Annotated in this window: 14 protein-coding genes, 4 tRNA genes and 1 pseudogene; 7 read left to right on the top strand and 12 right to left on the bottom strand. The window is 71.2% G+C overall.

Annotated features, from left to right (window positions below; all coding sequences use genetic code 11):
• Nucleotides 1-49: 49 nt before the first annotated feature.
• The 4 genes from ACZZ0J_RS02465 to ACZZ0J_RS02450 all read right to left on the bottom strand — a co-directional run bounded on the left by ACZZ0J_RS02465 (nucleotide 50) and on the right by ACZZ0J_RS02450 (nucleotide 1016).
• Nucleotides 50-577, bottom strand: a complete 528-nt coding sequence (locus ACZZ0J_RS02465) for a hypothetical protein (protein WP_463434597.1) — start codon at nucleotides 575-577, stop codon at nucleotides 50-52.
• An 88-nt stretch (nucleotides 578-665) separates the two neighbouring features.
• A tRNA-Val gene (locus tag ACZZ0J_RS02460) sits at nucleotides 666-740 on the bottom strand.
• A 48-nt stretch (nucleotides 741-788) separates the two neighbouring features.
• Nucleotides 789-862, bottom strand: a tRNA-Cys gene (locus tag ACZZ0J_RS02455).
• Nucleotides 863-944: 82 nt separating this feature from the next.
• Nucleotides 945-1016, bottom strand: a tRNA-Gly gene (locus tag ACZZ0J_RS02450).
• Between the two features lie 215 nt (nucleotides 1017-1231).
• Here ACZZ0J_RS02450 and ACZZ0J_RS02445 point away from each other — a divergent pair.
• The 6 genes from ACZZ0J_RS02445 (at nucleotide 1232) to ACZZ0J_RS02420 (ending at nucleotide 7679) form a co-directional block, all read left to right on the top strand.
• A tRNA-Val gene (locus ACZZ0J_RS02445) sits at nucleotides 1232-1304 on the top strand.
• A gap of 100 nt (nucleotides 1305-1404) precedes the next feature.
• Nucleotides 1405-2943 (top strand): DUF3375 family protein, encoded by a 1539-nt coding sequence (locus ACZZ0J_RS02440; RefSeq protein WP_463434595.1) that lies wholly within the window; start codon nucleotides 1405-1407, stop codon nucleotides 2941-2943.
• On the top strand, nucleotides 2940-3719 hold the full coding sequence (locus tag ACZZ0J_RS02435) for a DUF4194 domain-containing protein (protein WP_463434593.1): 780 nt from the start codon (nucleotides 2940-2942) through the stop codon (nucleotides 3717-3719). The genes ACZZ0J_RS02440 and ACZZ0J_RS02435 overlap by 4 nt, the downstream gene beginning before the upstream one ends.
• Nucleotides 3716-5038, top strand: a complete 1323-nt coding sequence (locus tag ACZZ0J_RS02430; protein WP_463434591.1) for an ATP-binding protein — start codon at nucleotides 3716-3718, stop codon at nucleotides 5036-5038. Before ACZZ0J_RS02435 ends, ACZZ0J_RS02430 begins: the two co-directional genes overlap by 4 nt.
• Nucleotides 5039-5118: 80 nt before the next feature.
• Nucleotides 5119-7080, top strand: a complete 1962-nt coding sequence (locus tag ACZZ0J_RS02425; RefSeq protein WP_463438126.1) for an ATP-binding protein — start codon at nucleotides 5119-5121, stop codon at nucleotides 7078-7080.
• 299 nt (nucleotides 7081-7379) lie between these two features.
• Nucleotides 7380-7679 (top strand): hypothetical protein, encoded by a 300-nt coding sequence (locus ACZZ0J_RS02420; RefSeq protein ID WP_123292766.1) that lies wholly within the window; start codon nucleotides 7380-7382, stop codon nucleotides 7677-7679.
• 241 nt (nucleotides 7680-7920) lie between these two features.
• Here ACZZ0J_RS02420 and ACZZ0J_RS02415 read toward each other — a convergent pair whose 3' ends face one another.
• Nucleotides 7921-9384, bottom strand: a complete 1464-nt coding sequence (locus tag ACZZ0J_RS02415; RefSeq protein WP_463434589.1) for a peptide MFS transporter — start codon at nucleotides 9382-9384, stop codon at nucleotides 7921-7923.
• 216 nt (nucleotides 9385-9600) lie between these two features.
• Between ACZZ0J_RS02415 and ACZZ0J_RS02410 the strand changes: the two genes are divergently transcribed.
• Entirely contained in the window at nucleotides 9601-11736 is a 2136-nt protein-coding gene (locus ACZZ0J_RS02410) for an acyl-CoA dehydrogenase family protein (RefSeq protein ID WP_463434587.1), read from the top strand.
• 213 nt (nucleotides 11737-11949) lie between these two features.
• Here ACZZ0J_RS02410 and csrA read toward each other — a convergent pair whose 3' ends face one another.
• The 7 genes and pseudogenes from csrA to fliQ all read right to left on the bottom strand — a co-directional run bounded on the left by csrA (nucleotide 11950) and on the right by fliQ (nucleotide 17412).
• Nucleotides 11950-12219 (bottom strand): carbon storage regulator CsrA, encoded by a 270-nt coding sequence (gene csrA, locus ACZZ0J_RS02405; protein WP_111084126.1) that lies wholly within the window; start codon nucleotides 12217-12219, stop codon nucleotides 11950-11952.
• A 4-nt stretch (nucleotides 12220-12223) separates the two neighbouring features.
• The gene (locus ACZZ0J_RS02400) at nucleotides 12224-12955 is read right to left on the bottom strand and encodes a hypothetical protein (RefSeq protein WP_463434584.1); all 732 of its coding nucleotides are present in this window, start codon (nucleotides 12953-12955) and stop codon (nucleotides 12224-12226) included.
• Nucleotides 12952-13155: a hypothetical protein gene (locus ACZZ0J_RS02395; RefSeq protein ID WP_463434582.1), complete on the bottom strand. Its 204-nt coding sequence runs from the start codon at nucleotides 13153-13155 to the stop codon at nucleotides 12952-12954. Before ACZZ0J_RS02395 ends, ACZZ0J_RS02400 begins: the two co-directional genes overlap by 4 nt.
• Nucleotides 13130-15184, bottom strand: a complete 2055-nt coding sequence (locus ACZZ0J_RS02390; RefSeq protein ID WP_463434580.1) for a flagellar biosynthesis protein FlhA — start codon at nucleotides 15182-15184, stop codon at nucleotides 13130-13132. Before ACZZ0J_RS02390 ends, ACZZ0J_RS02395 begins: the two co-directional genes overlap by 26 nt.
• Nucleotides 15181-16328 (bottom strand): annotated as a pseudogene (locus ACZZ0J_RS02385) (EscU/YscU/HrcU family type III secretion system export apparatus switch protein). Before ACZZ0J_RS02385 ends, ACZZ0J_RS02390 begins: the two are co-directional and overlap by 4 nt.
• Nucleotides 16232-17137: a flagellar biosynthetic protein FliR gene (locus tag ACZZ0J_RS02380; RefSeq protein ID WP_463434578.1), complete on the bottom strand. Its 906-nt coding sequence runs from the start codon at nucleotides 17135-17137 to the stop codon at nucleotides 16232-16234. Before ACZZ0J_RS02380 ends, ACZZ0J_RS02385 begins: the two are co-directional and overlap by 97 nt.
• Nucleotides 17137-17412 (bottom strand): flagellar biosynthesis protein FliQ, encoded by a 276-nt coding sequence (gene fliQ, locus ACZZ0J_RS02375; RefSeq protein ID WP_111084131.1) that lies wholly within the window; start codon nucleotides 17410-17412, stop codon nucleotides 17137-17139. The genes ACZZ0J_RS02380 and fliQ overlap by 1 nt, the downstream gene beginning before the upstream one ends.
• Between the last annotated feature and the right edge of the window lie 9 nt (nucleotides 17413-17421).

Here is a 17421-nt window from a genome sequence, read left to right as displayed (position 1 = left end):
GCGCCGGCCGCGACGAGGAACCGCCCGGCGGACCGCCGCGTCCGCTCGCTCAGCGCGTGTCGGTCGCGTCGCGCCGGTCGAGCTCGACGAGCATCGCGGCGGTGTTCCGCAGCACCTTCGGTGTCTGCACGAGGGTGACGACCAGGATCACGAGGAACATCGCCGCCGCGAACCAGAAGACCGGCCGCCCGGTGACGGCGAGGAACACCTCGAGCGCCATCAGCACCACGAACACGATGGGCCCGAACCACCGCTGCCGGCGGTACTGCAGCTGGTAGTGCGTGAGCGCCTGGCGCCACTGCGCCGGGTCGGCATCAGCGGGCAGTTCTCCGCGCCTGACCGCTCGGCCGAGCGCACGATCACGCGCTGCCGGGCCGACGCTCCGGCGTTGCCGACCGATCCAGAGCCCGAAGACCACGCCGAACGCGGCGCCTGTCACGGCACTCGCCGCGACTCGGATCCCGACGGGGACGTCGGCGGGCATGGTGACGAACGTCGACAGGTACCAGAACCCGCCGAACGCGACGGCGAGGACGATCATCACGGCCCACAGCGGCCACCCACGCATCGAATCCATCTCGCCATCGTGCCAGCCGAGCGCGGCGGTCGCCCGCAACGACGAAAGCCCCCGGCGGGACCTGGTGGTCCTGCCGGGGGCTTTCTCGTGGTGGGCGATACTGGGATCGAACCAGTGACCTCTTCCGTGTCAGGGAAGCGCGCTACCGCTGCGCCAATCGCCCAGATTCCCTGTCTGAACCGGGGTTCGTACAGGATCTGGAGGGTGTTGCTGGAGGTGGGGACGGGATTCGAACCCGCGTGGACGGCTTTGCAGGCCGCTGCCTAGCCTCTCGGCCACCCCACCATCGAGGTTCACGTCTCCGTGAGTACCCGAACGGTGGGATACCCTCTGGTGAGTCGTGGGACTTCGAGAAGGCCCACACTCGAGCGGATGACGAGATTCGAACTCGCGACCCTCACCTTGGCAAGGTGATGCGCTACCACTGCGCCACATCCGCATTTGTCTTTCCGCTGTCGCGGCGACGACGTAAACTCTATACGAACCCAGGGGCATCCACCAAAATCCTTCCCGTTCACCGGGCGTGTCCCCCGAGTTCATGCGGATCCGGCTGGTTCGAGCCCCCTCGTCAGCAGCGCGCCACACCCGGGGCGCGCGCCGTGTTCGATGCACCGCCGGACTTCCGCTACTATCGACTCGCACGAACAGTGCAGGGGGCGATTGGCGCAGTTGGTAGCGCGCTTCGTTCACACCGAAGAGGTCATCAGTTCGAGTCTGGTATCGCCCACCCTTGAGACAGAGCCCGACGCAGCAGCGTCGGGCTCTTGTCATCTCACCGGGCCGCATCATGCGGGCCACACCATCAGCACGATCGGACGAAGGGGCGCATGACCGACGTCGACCTCGAGTTCGCCCGGGTCCGAGCGGTCCTCGACCGTCCGACCCTGCGCCTCATGTCCCGCCCGACGAGCGCGACGGTCCTCGCCGTGTTCCGCACGGTGTTCGACCGCGACGTCCAGTACGTCCCCGCCGACCGCATGCACCTGCAGGTCGAGGAGCACGTCGCCCGCCTGCAGGCCTCGGGCGCACGCGTGCCCGCGAGCGAACAGCACGAGCAGAGCGAACAGGACCCCCGACCGAACGGCCGAGCCCTCTGCCGCGAGTGGGTGGCGGCACAATGGCTGGTCCGCTCCAACTCCCCCGACGGCGACGAGCAGTACTCCCTGACCAGTCACGCGCTCGAGGCCCTGAGCCTCGTCGACGCCCTGTCGGCCGACCGTGCCCTGATCAGCGAGAGCCGTCTGGCGATGATCGTCGACGCCGTGCACCGCTGGGCCGCCCGCGCCGAGCCGGACCCCGACGTGCAGATCCGCCGTATCGACGCCCAGATCGCCGAACTGCGGGCCGAGCGTGAACGCCTCGAGCACGGCGACGACGTCGTCACCGTCGAGGACGACCGGATGCGCGACGGGTACACGAACATCTCCGACCTGATCCGGCAGCTCCCGAGCGACTTCAAGCGCGTGGAAGAGGCCGTCGCGACGATGCACCGCTCGATCGTCGAGGACTTCCGGCAAGAGGTCCGCCCGATCGGCGAGATCCTCGACGACTACCTCGCGCGCACCGACAACCTGATGCAGGCGACGCCCGAGGGCCGCGCGTTCGAGGGTGCCTTCGAGCTCCTGCGCGACGACGCCCTGCTGCTCCGCCTGCGCGACGACATCGCGACGATCCTGTCCCACTCCTTCGCCGACGGGCTCGGAGCCGGTGAGCGCCGCGCGTTCCGCAACACGGTCACGATCCTGCGCCAGGGCATCGAGGACGTCCTCGCGCAGCGGCGCCAGCTCACCGCCACGCTCCGCGACCAGATCGTCGCCCACGACGTCGTGCGCGACCGCGAACTCGACGCCGTGATCCGCTCGATCAACCGCGGCCTGGCGACGCTGATGGACCAGGGCGGTGCGCGCGACCGCATCCCGCTCCCGCTGCTGCCGGCGTCGGCCGAGGTCGGCACCCTGCGCGAGCGCTTCTACGACCCGGACGCCGAGTCCGTGCCGCCGCCCATCGAGGAACCCGACGACGACGTCTTCGAGGACCTCGACGTCGAGATGCTCCGCAAGCACGGTGGCCCGCTCCTGACCGAGCTTCGTGCCGCGCTCCGGTTCGCCGACGCCGACTCGAGCGTCGACGCCTTCCACGGGCTGCCGCCCGAACAGCGTCGACCGGTCGAGCTCTTCGGCCTCGCCCACCTGCTCACCGGACGCGACGACTTCGAGTCCGCCGCGCACGTCGCCGAACACCGGACAGTGCGTCCGGACGGCAGCCCGGTCACCTTCCACATGCCCACCGCCGCGCTCGCTGCCGAGCACGCGCCGGTCGGCGATCCCCACGACGACACCGCAGAGAACGCACAGGAGGCACGGTGAGCGACACGACGCCGGCACCGGTCGACGAGACCGTCCCGTACGACGACCCCGCATCCGTCCTGCAGGACGACGAACGCGACGAATCCAGCTTCGCCCTCTTCGAGGGCGACGAGGGTCGGCTCGACGAGCACCAGCGACGTGCGCTGGTGGCGCTGCTCCGGCACTCGTACGTCAGCTCCCGCACGCACCCCGACGAGTGGCGTGCGGTGCTCGACGCCGAGTACCAGTTGCGGTCGCGTCTGAACGACCTGTTCCTCGAACTCCACGTCGACCGTGACCGCGAGGTCGCGTGGAAGCGCCAGGCCCGTTCGGAGAGCCAGCGCCGCACGTTCCCCACGTTGCTGCGCGACCTGCCGTACACCCGCGAGGAGACGATCGTCCTCGTCTACCTGCGGATGCGCCTGCGCGCCGATGCCCGACCGGGTCCGGACCAGGTGGTCGTCGACCGCTCGGAGATCCTCGGGCACGTCGCCGGGTTCCGACCGGCGACCGCGACCGACCGCACGCGCGACGAGGGCCGGGTGGCGAAGGCCGTCGAACGCCTCGTGACGGCGCGCATCCTGATCCGCACCTCGGACCCGGACCGTTTCCGGGTGGCGAGCGTCGTCGAGGTGCTGCTCCCCCTGGAGCGCCTGCTGGAACTGGACACGTGGCTGCGGACCACCACCGCGCACGAAGACGCGACCGACCAGGGCGGCGAGCCGACCGACGGAGCCGCCACGGGCCTCCCGGCCGACGAGACCGACACCGATGACGACGGCGAGACGGAAGCATGACCGACACCTTCCAGATCCCCGCGCTGTTCGACACGGTCGCGCAGTGGCGCGCCGAGTCGATGCAGGTCGTGAACTGGGGCGGGTTCCACGGCCACCGGCAGGTCGAGCTGTCCGGCACCGCGACGCTCATCTCCGGCGCGTCCGGCACCGGCAAGTCCACGCTGATGGACGCGTACCTGGCCGTGATGATGCCGTCCGACGTGCCGTTCAACGGCGCCTCGAACGACGCCACGACGGGTCGCGCGCGCAGCGCCGACCAGCGCAACCTGCTCACGTACCTGCGGGGCAAGGTCGACACCCGCCGTGACCCCGAGTCCGGTGCCCTGCGCGACGTGAACCTGCGCGGCGACGACCAGACCACCTGGGGTGCGGCCGCGGTCACCTTCCGGAACGACGACGAGCGGCGCTTCACGGTGCTGCGGGCGTACATCGTGCCGAAGCGCGCGCGGGGCGTCGGCGACATCCAGATGACCATGGCGACGGTCGACGACACGTTCGACCTGCGCCGGCTCGAGGAGTTCGTACCGACGCGCTTCCACCACCTCGAACTGACCGGTCGGGTGCCGGGGCTGGTGATCCGCGACACCTACCAGGAGCTCGCGTACACGCTGCAGACCCGGCTCGGCATCGGCGACTCCGGCGGCGGGAACCGGGCGATGCGTCTGCTGGCGCGCATCCAGGCGGGGCAGCACCTGCCGACGGTCGATGCGCTGTACAAGTCGCTCGTGCTCGAGACCCCGGGCACCTACGAGGCCGCCGACCGCGCCCTCGCGCACTTCTCCGCCCTCGACGAGGCGTACGAGGCGATGGACACCGAGGAGCGCAAGGTGCGCATCCTCTCCCCGATCACCGACCTGCACGACGAGATCGAACGCTCGAAGGCCGCGGCCGAGGCCCTGGACGGCATCGCCACCGGCGCCGAGGTCTCCCCGTTCGCGCACTGGACGGCCTCGCGGAAGCGGACCTGCTCGACGCCGAGGTGGACCGCAACGGCCGGGAGCGCACGGCGTCCCGCGCCGAGGTCGCCGCTGCCGAGGCCCGGCACGCCGCCGTGGAGATCGAGCTGCGTGACGCCGAGGCGCGGCTGCGCGACCAGGGCGGCAACGCGCTCGCCCAGCTCGAGGACCGCATCGAACGACTCACCCGTGAGCGCGACGCGGTGGTCCGGACCCGGGCGACCTTCGACGAGCGCACAGCGGTGCTCGGCACGTCCGTCGCGACCGAGGCCGACTTCACTGCCGCGCAGCGCAGCTCGCACGAGTTCCTCGGGTCCTACGCTGCTTCGCGCTCGTCGTTGGACGACCGCCGCGACGCCCTGACGCGCGAGGAGTACCCGCTGCTCGACCGGGAGCGCTCGCTGCGCCAGGAGCGGCAGTCGCTCGAGCACCGACAGGGCGCGATGCCCCTGCCGATGCACGAAGCCCGGCTCGCGATGGCCCGTGCCGCCGGCATCGACCCCGCCGACCTGCCGTTCGTCGCCGAACTGCTCGACGTACAGCCCGGCGAGGAGCGCTGGCGGACGGCGATCGAGTCCGTCCTGGCCCCCGTCGCCCGCACCCTGCTGGTCGACCAGGACCGCCTCGGCGCCTTCAGTGAGGCGATCGACGCACTCCGCCTGCCCGTCCGCGTGCAGTTCGAGGGCGTGCCGACCGGACCGCACCTGGACCTCGACGGCGACCCCGCGATGGTCTCCGGCAAGCTCGCCATCAAGCACTCGCCGTTCAGCACCTGGGTGCGGGAGCGGATCGAGTCGGACCGCACCGACGCCCGCTGCGTCACCGACGCCTCGGAGCTCGGTGGTGGTGGCCGGCGTGTGACCGAGTCCGGCCAGCTCCGCGACGGCCGGCGTGGTGCGCACGGTGACCGCCGCCAGGCCAACGTCATCGGCTTCACGAACGAGGCCCGCGTCGCCGCCGTCGAGCAGGAGCTCGCGTCGATCGCGCAGGACCTCGCCACGCTCGAGGCCCGTCGCACCGACGTCGCGCAGGACCTCACCGCGCTCGACGTCCTCCGCGCAGCGCACCAGCACGTCGTCGACGTGACGTGGGACGCCATCGACGTCGAGGGCGTCGAGACGTCGCTCGCCCGCCTCGACGAGGAACGCCAGGCGCTGCTCGCCGCCGACGACGGCCTCCGGACCCTGCGCGCCTCGGTCGCCCGCCTGCGGAAGTCGCTCGACGAGACCGCCGACCGACGCTCCGCCGCACGGCTCTCCGTGCAGCGCCTCGAGGAGCGGCACGCCGTGCTCGTCGACGGCCAGGACGCCGCCGCCGAGATCCTGTCGCGTTTCGACGACACCCCCGAGTCGTTGCCCGACGACGAGCAGTCGCGACTGCTCGCCGAGACGTTCGCCGAGGTCGGTGCCCCGGACGGTGTGGACGGTTTCGACGACGCCACCCGACGGCTCCGACGACGCCTCGAGGAGCGGCTGTCGCAGGCACTCGACGGTGCCGCAGCGGCCTCGACCTCGTTGACGCTCACGTTCCAGCGGTACCAGGACGCCTGGCCGGACCCGAACCTCGGCACCGGCGTCGCGTCGTACCCGGACTACCACGCCATCCTCGACCAGATCGTCGCGACCGGCCTGCACGCCCGACGCACCGAGTGGCGTCGGCGGCTGTCGCAGTGGAGCGGCGAGGACCTCGTGCCGCTCGCCGGGGCCTTCGACCGGGCCGTCGTCGAGATCGAGGAGCGCCTCGAACCCGTCAACGAGATCCTGCGGGACCTGCCGTTCGGCGCGAACCGCGACCGCCTGAAGATCCAGATCCGGCGGGTCACCCGCGAGGACGTCACCGCGTTCCGCCGGGAGCTCCGCGCCCTGTCCGCCTCGGTCGACGCCGAGCTGACCGACGACGTGCTCGAGACCCGGTTCCGCCGGCTCCGACGCTTCATGGCCGTCATCCGCCCCGACCCCGACGCCGCCCGTGGCCGCACCACCCAGCGCGACGCCGTGCTCGACGTCCGGCGGCACATGGAGATCACAGCGGTCCGCTACGACACGTCGGGCGACGACCTCGGTGTCTACTCGTCGCTCGGTGACAAGTCCGGTGGTGAGACGCAGGAACTCGTGGCGTTCATCGTCGGTGCGGCGCTCCGCTACCAGCTCGGCGACGAGACCCGGCCCCGGCCCCGGTTCGCCCCGGTGTTCCTCGACGAGGCGTTCATCAAGGCGGACTCGGAGTTCGCCGGTCGTGCGGTCACCGCGTGGCTCCGGCTCGGGTTCCAGCTGGTGGTGAGTGCGCCGCTCGACAAGGTCACGGCGCTCGAGCCCTCGATGGAGCGGCTGCTCTCGATGCGCAAGCACCCCGAGACGGGCCACTCGTCCATCACCGAGATCGCCCGGGTCCCCGCCGACGCCTGACGGGGCGGGGGCGTCGTCCCCGAGGTTCCGAAATCTCGGAACCTCGGGCGCCCCCGCGTGCATCCGTGGAACCTCGGCGGCCCGCACGCGGCATGTCGTGGAACCTCGGCGTCGCCCCGCCGTCCACGTCGCCCCCATCATGTCCCCGAAGCGTCCGAGCCCGTCAGGTTCCGAGATCTCGGAACCTCGGGCGCTCGGGCGTGCATCCGTGGAACCTCAGCGGCCCGCACGCGGCATGTCGTGGAACCTCAGCGCGTGGGACGGAGCGGGTTGATCGGCGAGCACGCTACGGTGATGCCGTGTTCGGACGCCGCTCCCCCAAGCCCCGCCCCGACGACGCCCCCGGCCTCGGCATCGGCGCGCTCGTGCAGGTCATCGACTCCGCGGAGGGCGGTGAGCGGTGGGCCGACGAGCCGATCGGCGTGATCGTGGCTCCTGGCGGCAACCAGATCGTCGGCTACCCCGGCGTCGGCGAGCCGCTGTCGTGGACCGTCGCGTTCGAGGAGCCCGTGTACACGAAGGACGGCCGCGGCCCCTTCGAGCGCGCGACCGTCCTGAGTCGTCAGTTGGTGCCGATCACGACCGGCAGCGGCGAGTAGCCCAGCGGGCTCAGTACTCTTCGGAGCCGCTCTTCATCATGGCGGCGACCGCCATGCAGCAGCCCACACCTCCGAGGACGCCGATGCCGATGATGATGCCGGCGATGAGTTCGAGCATGGGGTGACTCCTTGGTTGCTTCGGCCGTGTGGCTTCCCTCAGGTTAGCGGATGCCGCGACGGAGTAGCGGATGCCGCGACGGAGTAGCGGATGCCGCGACGGAGTAGCGGATGCCGCGACGGATCAGCGGATACCGCGCATGAGCTTCAGGACCGGCTTGGCCAGGACGAGCAGGACCACACCGACCGCGACGGCGACGAGACCGAGCACGGCGAAGTACGGTGCCTCGTTTGCCGGGTCGTAGTACTGCGACAGCACCCCGGTGACGGCGGTGCCGAGCGACACGGACAGGAAGAACAGCGCGACCATCTGCGTCTGGAACTTCGGCGGCGCGAGCTTCGTGGCCACGGACTGCCCGACGGGTGACAGCAGCAGCTCGGCCAGCGTGAAGACGAGCAGGATGCCGACCAGGGCAAGCAGCGGCGTGCCGTTCTGGCCCGAGCCGACGAAGGGCAGGAACAGCAGGAACGCGACGCCCATGATGCCGGTGCCCAGGCCGAACTTCGTCGGGGTGGACGGCTGTCGGTCGCCGAGCTTGGTCCAGAGCGCTGCGAAGACCCCGGACAGCACGATGATGAAGACCGGGTTGATCGACTGCACCCACGACACCGGCATCTGCCACCCGAACAACGAGCGGTTCAGTCGCTCGTCGGAGTAGACCGTGACGACGGTGAACTGCTGCTGGTAGAGCGACCAGAACACGGCGCTGCCGATGAAGAGCGGGATGAACGCGAACACCCGCGACCGCTCCTGTGCCGTGATGCCGCTCGTCAGGATGACGACGAAGTACCCGATCGTGGCGAGGATCACGATCGCGACGACCACGGTGGGCAGGTTGCCGACGTTCAGCAGGCCGGTCAGGACGGCGACCACGATCACGACCAGGGCGACGACGACCCCGACCCCGATCAGCGGCAGGCGCCGGCGGTCGACCGGGTTCGTGACGTGGCGGACCGTGTCGGGCAGGTTCTTCCGACGGATCGCGTACTGCACCAGGCCGGCTGCCATGCCGACGGCGGCGAGCCCGAAGCCGTAGTGGAAGCCGAGCAAGCTCTGCAGCAGGCCGGTCAGGAGCGGCCCGAAGAACGCACCGAGGTTGACGCCGAGGTAGTACAGCGAGAACCCGGCGTCACGGCGGGGGTCGTCGCGGCTGTAGAGCCCGCCGACGATCGTCGTGGCGGTCGCCTTGAGTCCGCCGGACCCGAGCGCGATGAGGACGAGGCCGACTCCGACGCCCGCAACCCCGGGGATGAGCGCCAGGGCGATGTGGCCGAGCATGACGACGATCGCGCTGCCGAACAGGGTGCGGTCGGCACCGAGCAGCCGGTCGGCGATCCACGCGCCGATGATCGTGAACAGGTACACGGCACCGCCGTACGCGCCCATGATCCCGGTCGCGATGCCCTTGTCGATCCCCAGGCCGCCCTGCGTGACCGTGTAGTACATGTAGATCAGGACGATGCCCTGCATGCCGTAGAACGAGAACCGCTCCCAGAGCTCCACCGCGAAGGGCGTCGACAGCTCGAACGGCTGTCCGAAGAAGGTGCGTTTGGGCTTGGGATCGTGTCCCGTGGTGGAGCCTGACATGTCGGCCAGTCTGCCCCGCAGGCCGGTGGCACGCCCAATCGTCGATGGGTGCTCAACAAATTCGTCGGCACGTCCTCTTGGAGGGTTCCCACGGCGGCGACCCCCACGCACCGACCGCCGGTTGTCCGAGCCACACCGCGTTCGCCCGGCTCCCGGCGGCGGTGTCTAGCGTGGGGAGCGCAACACCGGACACCGCAGTTCAGGAGGACTCCGACCATGGTCGACACCGCATCCGCGCAGCACACCGGCACGCCCACGGCGAAGCACGACGCCGGCGTGAACCCGGGCACGAACGCCAGCGAAGACTCGGGCAAGAACGCGAGCAAGCACACGAGCGACAACCCGAGCAAGCACACCGACATCCGCATCGACGTCGACATGGTCGAGACCCTCCTGCTCGGCCGCTGGGCCGAGGACCGCCGGATCTCCCGCCGCCTCGTGCTCGACCCCGCGCTGCACAAGACCGAGGGTCTCGGCACCATCGAGCACCGGGCCCGCGCGTTCGAGCAGCTGCAGATCCTGGTCGACGCCGGAGCCATCCAGCGCCCCTACCCGCCAGAGCTCGGCGGCCAGGACAACCACGGCGGCAACCTGGCGGCGTTCGAGGAGATCACCACCGCCGACCCGTCGTTGCAGATCAAGGCCGGCGTGCAGTGGGGTCTGTTCGGCTCCGCGGTGCACCACCTCGGCACCGCGCGGAACCACGAGGAGTTCCTGCCCGGCATCATCGGGTTCGACGTCCCCGGCTGCTTCGCCATGACCGAGACCGGCCACGGTTCGGACGTGCAGAACATCGCCACGTCGGCCACGTACGACCCCGCAACGCAGGAGTTCGTCGTGCACACGCCGTTCCGCGGAGCGTGGAAGGACTACATCGGCAACGCGGCCCTGCACGGCAAGGCGGCCGTCGTCTTCGCGAAGCTCGTCACCCAGGGCGTCGACCACGGCGTGCACGCGTTCTACGTGCCGCTCCGTGACGACGACGGCGAGTTCCTGCCGGGCGTCGGCGGCGAGGACGACGGTGTCAAGGGCGGCCTGAACGGCATCGACAACGGCCGGCTGCACTTCGACCACGTCCGCGTCCCCCGCACGAACCTGCTGAACCGCTACGGCGACGTCGCCGAGGACGGCACCTACAGCTCGCCGATCGACTCGCCCGGACGCCGCTTCTTCACGATGCTCGGCACCCTGGTGCAGGGCCGCGTGTCGCTCGACGGCGCCGCGGTCGTCGCCCAGAAGATCGGGCTGCAGATCGCGCTGACGTACGCGATGCAGCGCCGGCAGTTCCCGACGGCGGGCGGTGTCGAGGGCGTTCTGCTCGACTACGGCCGGCACCAGCGCCGACTCATCCCCCGCCTGGCGACGGTGTTCGCGCAGTCGTTCGCGCACGAGCAGCTGCTCCGCACCTTCGACGACGTGTTCAGCGGGCGCGCCGACACCCCGGAGCGCCGCGAGGACCTGGAGACCCAGGCCGCCGCGTTCAAGTCGCTGTCGACGTGGTCCGCCCTCGACACCCTGCAGGAGTGCCGCGAGGCCTGCGGCGGCGCGGGCTTCCTCGCCGAGAACCGTCTGACGAGCCTGCGCGCCGACCTCGACGTCTACGTCACGTTCGAGGGCGACAACACCGTCCTGCTGCAACTCGTCGGCAAGCGGCTGCTCACCGACTTCCGGAAGCGGGCGCCGCGCGATGCCGCATCGACCGCGAAGTTCGTCGCCTCGCAGGTGGGCGCGAAGCTCGCGGACGCCTCGGGCCTCCGCCGCCTGGGCCAGACCGTCGCCGACCGCGGGTCGCTCGCCGCGAGCGTCACGGACCTGCACGACCCCGCCACGCAGCGCGCGCTGCTCGCCGGCCGCGTGGACACGATGGTCACCGAGATCGGGCTCCGGCTGAACACCGCCGGCAAGGACCGCGCCCGCCAGGCCGTGCTCCTGAACCGGTCGCAGCACGAGCTGATCGAGGCCGCGCGCGCCCACGCGGAACTCATGCAGTGGGACGCCTTCACGGAAGGGCTCGACGCGGTCCCCCAGGGCGACACCCGCCGGGTCCTCGTGTGGCTGCGCGACCTGTTCGCGCTCGGCCTGCTCGAGCAGCACCTCGACTGGTACCTGGTGCACGGCCGCCTGAGTGCGCAGCGTGCCCGTGCGGTGTCGGCGTCGATCGACCGGCTCGTGGCCCGGCTCCGACCGGTGGTCCCGCAGCTCATCGAGACCTTCGGCTACGAGCCCGGCCACGTGCGGGCGCCGATCGCGCTCGGCGAGGAGCAGGCGCGCCAGGACGAGGCCCGTGCATGGTTCGCCGCCGAGGCGGCAGCAGGACGACTCCCCGAACAGGAGAAGAAGCCGCGCGCGTAGCCGCCCGGTGCGGACGGTCCGGCCTGGAGGCACGGGTCGGGTCGTCCCCGCTGGCGCCACTCCGAAGGAATGGCGTTCCGTCCGGTCCGCGCCCCGCCAGCGTCATCGCGCCCTGAAGAGTCGGGGCGCGATGCCCGCAACGGGGCGCGGTGCCCACCACGGGGAGCGCTCGCCACCGAAGGTGCGACAACGACCGCGCGCGCTCGGCCCGGACTACGCCCGGTCGGCCCCGCCGCGGTCGCCGAGCGCGGCACGCAGCCGTGCCTCGGCGTCGTCACCGGAGGCACCGGTCGCGCCGGCAGCCGCAGCGGCCTCGGCGTTCGCCTCGGCGACCGCCCGCACGACCTCTTCACGCTGGATCTTCACCCCGCGTGGTGCGTCGATGCCGATCCGGACGCCGTCGCCCCGGGCGTCGAGGACCGTGATGACGATGTCGTCACCGACGAGGATCCGCTCGCCGACCTTCCGCGTGAGTACCAGCACCCGCTCAGCCTAGCGACAGGACGGGGACCCCCAGCAGGTCGACGGACTCCGGCGTGGCGGTCTCCGCCGCGCCGATCGCGACGACACCGGCCACCGGCAGCCGTGCGGCCACCGCGGACACCATGGCCGCGGAGTCCTCGGGCTTCCGTCCGACGTCGACGACGACCCAGACCTGGTCGGCCTCGATCCCTTCGCCGGTCGCCCGGTCGTCCCACGCGGCGACGGCGAGCACCGCGTGGCCGTCGCGCACGCCGTCGGCACGCGCGAGGATCGCCGACCGCCGGTCGGCGGCGTCCGTCGGCCGCAGCGCGTGCCGGACGGCGAACAGCCCGGCAGCGGCGTCGACGTCGTTCGCCCGGCCGACCAACAGGACCAGGTCACCATCAGCTGACCGCACTGCCGGCACAGCGGATCGCACGGCAGGCGCCGTGGACCGGGCCGCGCGCCGGCCGGGCGCGACGTCGGGGACGGTGGTCGGGCCTCCTGGCAGGGTGTCGGTGACGGCCTGGAGGCGCGGGTCGACGTCCGCAGGCCCGTCCGCTTCCGGCAGGGCGCGCGTGGGGCGCGGGGCGCTCCCCGTGATCCCGTCCGCCACGAAGCCGTCGAGCACCGACGCGAACGCGTCGGCACGCGTGGCCTGGGTGCCGTCGCCGCGCGCGATGCGGGCCTCGGCCGCGTCGGCGTCGGCGAGCAGCGCAGCGATGCCGATCCGCTGGACGGGTGAGTCGGCGATCACGACGCGGGCGGTCGGGGTCTCCCCGGTTCCGGCACCTCGACGGTGGCCTCGACGTGGGCCTTGCGGAACAGCCCGCCGATGCCCGGCGTGGTGACCCGCTCGGCGGCGACGATCCGTGCACCCGCGCCGAACTCGGCCCGGACGGCGTCCCGGACCTCGTCGAGCGTTGCGCCGTTACGCTGCAATCGGGTCGGCGGCACGGACCACTCCCACGGTCTCGATGGTGGAGCCCGCGGCGGTGGCCTCCTGGTACGACAGCACCGGGAGCCCGTTCGACTGGGCGGCGACCATGCGGTGCACAGCCGGGCGGAGCTGCGGGGCGCAGACGAGGACGGCGGACAGGCCCTGGTCCTCGACGCTGCGCACGGCGTCGCGGACGGAGCCCAGGACCTGCTCGATGCGGTGGGCGTCGAGGACGATCTGGCTGCCCTGCTCGGAGGGTCGCAGGCCCTCGAGCATCGACTGCTCGAGCAGCGGGTCGATCATGATGACGCGCAGGGTGCCCTGGTCGGTGTGGCGGGCGGCGAGGGCGGGGCCGAGTGCGGCGCGGGCGGCCTCGACCAGGCCCTCGGGGTCGGTGGAGGCCTTGGCGCGCAGGGTCAGCGCCTCGCAGATCCGCCCGAGGTCGTTGATCGGCACGCGTTCGGCGAGCAGGCCCTGCAGCACGCGCTGGAGTTCGGCCATCGAGAGCATGCCCGGCACGAGTTCCTCGACCGCGGCGGGGTTGACCTGCTTGACGCCCTCGGTCAGGACCTTGACGTCCTCGCGGGTGAGCAGGCGGGCGGCGTTGTCGCCGATGACGGCCTGCAGGTGCGTGACGAGCACGGACACCCGGTCGATCACGGTGGCGCCGGTCATCTCGGCGGCGTGCCGGAGTTCGGCGGGCACCCACTTGCCGGTCAGGCCGAACACCGGCTCGACCGTCGAGGTGCCCGGCAGCCCGTCCAGGTGGTCGCCGAGCGCCAGGACGCTGCGGGCCGGGGCGGTGCCGCGGCCGGCCTCGACGCCGGCGATCCGGATGGCGTAGGTCGACGGCGGCAGGTCGATGCTGTCGCGCGTGCGGACCGGCGGCACGACGATGCCCATGTCGACGGCGATCTTCCGCCGCAGCGCGCGGACCCGACCGAGCAGGTCGTCGGAGGCGCCGGACACCATGTCGACCAGGTCGGGCGCCAGCAGGATCTCGAGGGCGTGCACGCGCATCTGCTCGATGAGGTCCTCGGGGGTGTCGCCGGAGGGAGCGGCGGCTTCGAGGGCCTGCTGCTCGGCGGCGGCGGACTCGGCGTTCGCGGCGTTCCGGCCGATGCGCCACGCGGTGAACAGCAGGGTCGCACCGACGAGCAGGAAGGGCAGGATCGGCATGCCGGGGATGAACCCCATCGCGATGGCGGCGACGCCGGCGATCATCAGGGCGTTGCGCGACTGCGACAGCTGGGTGGCGGCCGAGGCCCCCATCTCGGACTCCGCGCCGGAGCGGGTGACGATCATGCCGGTGGAGACCGCCATGAGCAGGGCCGGGATCTGCGTGACGAGGCCGTCGCCGATCGTCAGGATGCCGTACTTCGACAGGGCGTCGGTGGCGGAGAGCCCGTTCTGCAGCATACCGATCGCGATGCCGCCGACCAGGTTGATGATGATGATCAGGATGCCGGCGATCGCGTCGCCCTTGACGAACTTCGAGGCGCCGTCCATCGCGCCGTAGAAGTCGGCCTCGGCGGAGACCGCGGCCCGACGGTCCTTCGCCTGCTGGTCGGTGATGAGCCCCGCGTTCAGGTCGGCGTCGATCGCCATCTGCTTGCCGGGCATGGCGTCGAGGGTGAACCGTGCCCCGACCTCGGCGACGCGCTCGGCACCCTTCGTCACGACGACGAACTGGATGACGATGAGGATCAGGAAGATCACCGCGCCGATGATGATCGACCCGGACACGGCGACGTGGCCGAAGGCCTGGATGACGTCGCCGGCGAAGCCCTCGCCGAGCACGAGCCGGGTCGACGCCACGTTCAGGCCGAGGCGGAACAGCGTCGCGACGAGCAGCAGCGACGGGAACACCGAGAAGTCGAGCGGCTTCTTCACGAACAGCGTCGTGAGCAGGATCACCAGCGCCAGCAGGATGTTGATGATGATCAGGAAGTCGAGCAGGAACGACGGCACCGGCAGGATCAGCAGCAGGATGATGCCGACGATGAACACCGGGACGACGAGCTTCGGCAGGTCCTTGCGGTTCATGCGGGGAGTCCTTCGGTCGGGGTCTCGGCGATGCGCGGTGCGCGGAGTTTGCGGGGGCGGAGGTCACCGGTCACCGTGGCCGGGTCGATGACGCTCGCGACCTCGTCGGGCGTGGTCGGCCTCGGCGGTGCGTGGGTGCCGGCCGCGGCGCCGCGGGCCTTCAGGGCCATCACGAACGACAGCACCCGGGCGACCGGCGTGTACAGGTCGACGGGGATCTCGTGCCCGAGCTCGCACGCGGCGTGCAGCGCGCGGGTGAGCGGCACGTCGCGCACGATCGGCACGCGGTCCTCCTCTGCCCGGGCACGGATGACGTCGGCGACGGGCCCGGCGCCCTTCGCGACCACCCGCGGTGCGGCCTTGCCCGGCTCGTACTTGAGCGCGACGGCGTAGTGGGTCGGGTTCGTCATGACGACGTCCGCGGTGCCGACCGCCTGGATCATCCGGTTGCGGCTCATCGCGAGCTGGCGGGAGCGGCGCTGGCCCTTGACGAGCGGGTCGCCGTCGCTCTTCTTCTGCTCGTCCTTGACCTCGCGCTTGGTCATCATGGTGCGCTTGCGGTTGCGGCGGATGACCACGAGCACGTCGATCGCGGCGAGGACGAGCCCGGCGGCGATCGCGGCGCGGAGCAGCGTGCCCGCGCCGTCCGCTGCTGCCCGAGCACGGCGGACAACGGCAGCGAGCCGCTGGTCATGAGCACGGGCATCAGGCCCTGCACGGCGAACCAGAGCACGAGCCCGACGACGGTGGTCTTCAGCAGGGCCTTCGCCCCGTTCCACAGCGCCTGGACGCCGAACACGCGCTTCAGGCCCACGATGGGGTCGAAGTGCGACGCCTCCGGAGCGAGCTTCCGGATGTGCACGCCGCCCTGCGCGACGGCGGCCGCGGTGACGGCGACGAGGACCACCGCGAGCATCGGGCCGAGGGTCGCGCCGACACTGGCCATCGCGTCGCCGAACACGTGGTTCATGGTGCCGATCGTCGGGTTCGCGATGACGGACTGCACGGCGACGAGCTGTGCCGTGCCGGCGGCCGCCGCGTTGCCGATCATCGACGGCACCATGAGGGCGACGACGGCGATGCCGATCCACGCACCGAGGTCCTGGGACCGGCCGAGCTGGCCCTTCCGGTGGACCTCCTGCATGCGCTTCTGGGTGGCCTTCTCGGACTTCTCACCACTGTCGGACACGGTGCCTCACCCCGTCCCGTGATCGCCTGGACGGCGTCGCCGGTCAGCGACGACACCACCGAGGGCAGGGCCATGAAGAGCGCTCCGGCGAACAGGACGGTCAGCCCGATCTTGATCGGGAACCCCATCTGGAACGCGTTGAGGGCCGGTGCGACGCGGGTGAGCAGGCCGAGGCCGACGTCCGCCAGGAACAGCACGACCACCAGCGGTCCGGCGATCTGCAGCGTCGCCAGGAACATCTGCGACATCGCCGCCACGAGCAGGTGGGCCAGACCGTCGACCGCGAACGTGCCGGTCAGGGGTACGGCGTCGAAGGACCGCACGAGCCCACCGACGATGAGCTGGTACCCGCCCGAGGTGAACAGGAGCGCGAGCGCCGCCATCTGGAACAGCCGGGTGAACTGGGCGCCGTTGACCTGCGACTGCGGGTCGAACGCCTGCGCAAGCGTGAACCCGCCGAACAGGTCGATGAGCGCACCGGCGGACTGCACCGCGGCGAACACCAGGAACACGAGGAAGCCGAGCGACAACCCGACGACGAGCTGGGTGAGCAGCGCGAGCAGGAAGGGCCCGGTGTCGAGCGACTCGTAGCCGACGGCGAGCCGCGGGGCGACGCCGATCGCCAGGCCGAGCCCGAGGATCACCTTCACGGTGCCGGGGAACGCCCGGTACGAGAACGGCGGCGCGATGACGAAGAACGCGACGAGCCGGACGCCGGCGAGCATGGTCGCCTCCAGACGGTCGGCGTTGATCGCGAGCTCCATCAGCCACTGCCGAGCAGCTTCGGGATCATGTCGAAGGCGACGTGCGTGAACGCCACCATCTCCGAGATCATCCAGTTGCCGCAGACGACCAGGGCGATCGCGACGGCGACGGCCTTCGGCACGAACGAGAGCGTGACCTCCTGGATCTGGGTCACGGACTGGAACAGCGAGATCGCGAACCCGACGACGAGCGACGTGACGAGCACCGGAGCGGCGAGCTTGCCCGCGACCAGGAGCGCCTGGAGGACCAGGTCGATGACGGCCTGCTGGTTCATGCCTGCCCC

This window comes from Curtobacterium sp. AC272 (genome assembly GCF_979258155.1).
The sequence above is the reverse complement of the archived record's forward strand: the minus strand, read 5'-3'. Positions and strand labels throughout refer to the sequence as shown.

Excerpts from the sequence above, each read along its gene's own strand:
- ACZZ0J_RS02410 (WP_463434587.1), top strand. The coding sequence starts at position 9,601 with ATGGTCGACACCGCATCCGCGCAGCACACCGGCACGCCCACGGCGAAG.
- ACZZ0J_RS02415 (WP_463434589.1), bottom strand. The coding sequence starts at position 9,384 with ATGTCAGGCTCCACCACGGGACACGATCCCAAGCCCAAACGCACCTTC.
- fliQ (WP_111084131.1), bottom strand. The coding sequence starts at position 17,412 with ATGAACCAGCAGGCCGTCATCGACCTGGTCCTCCAGGCGCTCCTGGTC.
- ACZZ0J_RS02465 (WP_463434597.1), bottom strand. The coding sequence starts at position 577 with ATGGATTCGATGCGTGGGTGGCCGCTGTGGGCCGTGATGATCGTCCTC.
- ACZZ0J_RS02380 (WP_463434578.1), bottom strand. The coding sequence starts at position 17,137 with ATGGAGCTCGCGATCAACGCCGACCGTCTGGAGGCGACCATGCTCGCC.
- ACZZ0J_RS02425 (WP_463438126.1), top strand. The coding sequence starts at position 5,119 with ATGCCCCTGCCGATGCACGAAGCCCGGCTCGCGATGGCCCGTGCCGCC.
- ACZZ0J_RS02390 (WP_463434580.1), bottom strand. The coding sequence starts at position 15,184 with ATGAACCGCAAGGACCTGCCGAAGCTCGTCGTCCCGGTGTTCATCGTC.
- ACZZ0J_RS02430 (WP_463434591.1), top strand. The coding sequence starts at position 3,716 with ATGACCGACACCTTCCAGATCCCCGCGCTGTTCGACACGGTCGCGCAG.
- ACZZ0J_RS02440 (WP_463434595.1), top strand. The coding sequence starts at position 1,405 with ATGACCGACGTCGACCTCGAGTTCGCCCGGGTCCGAGCGGTCCTCGAC.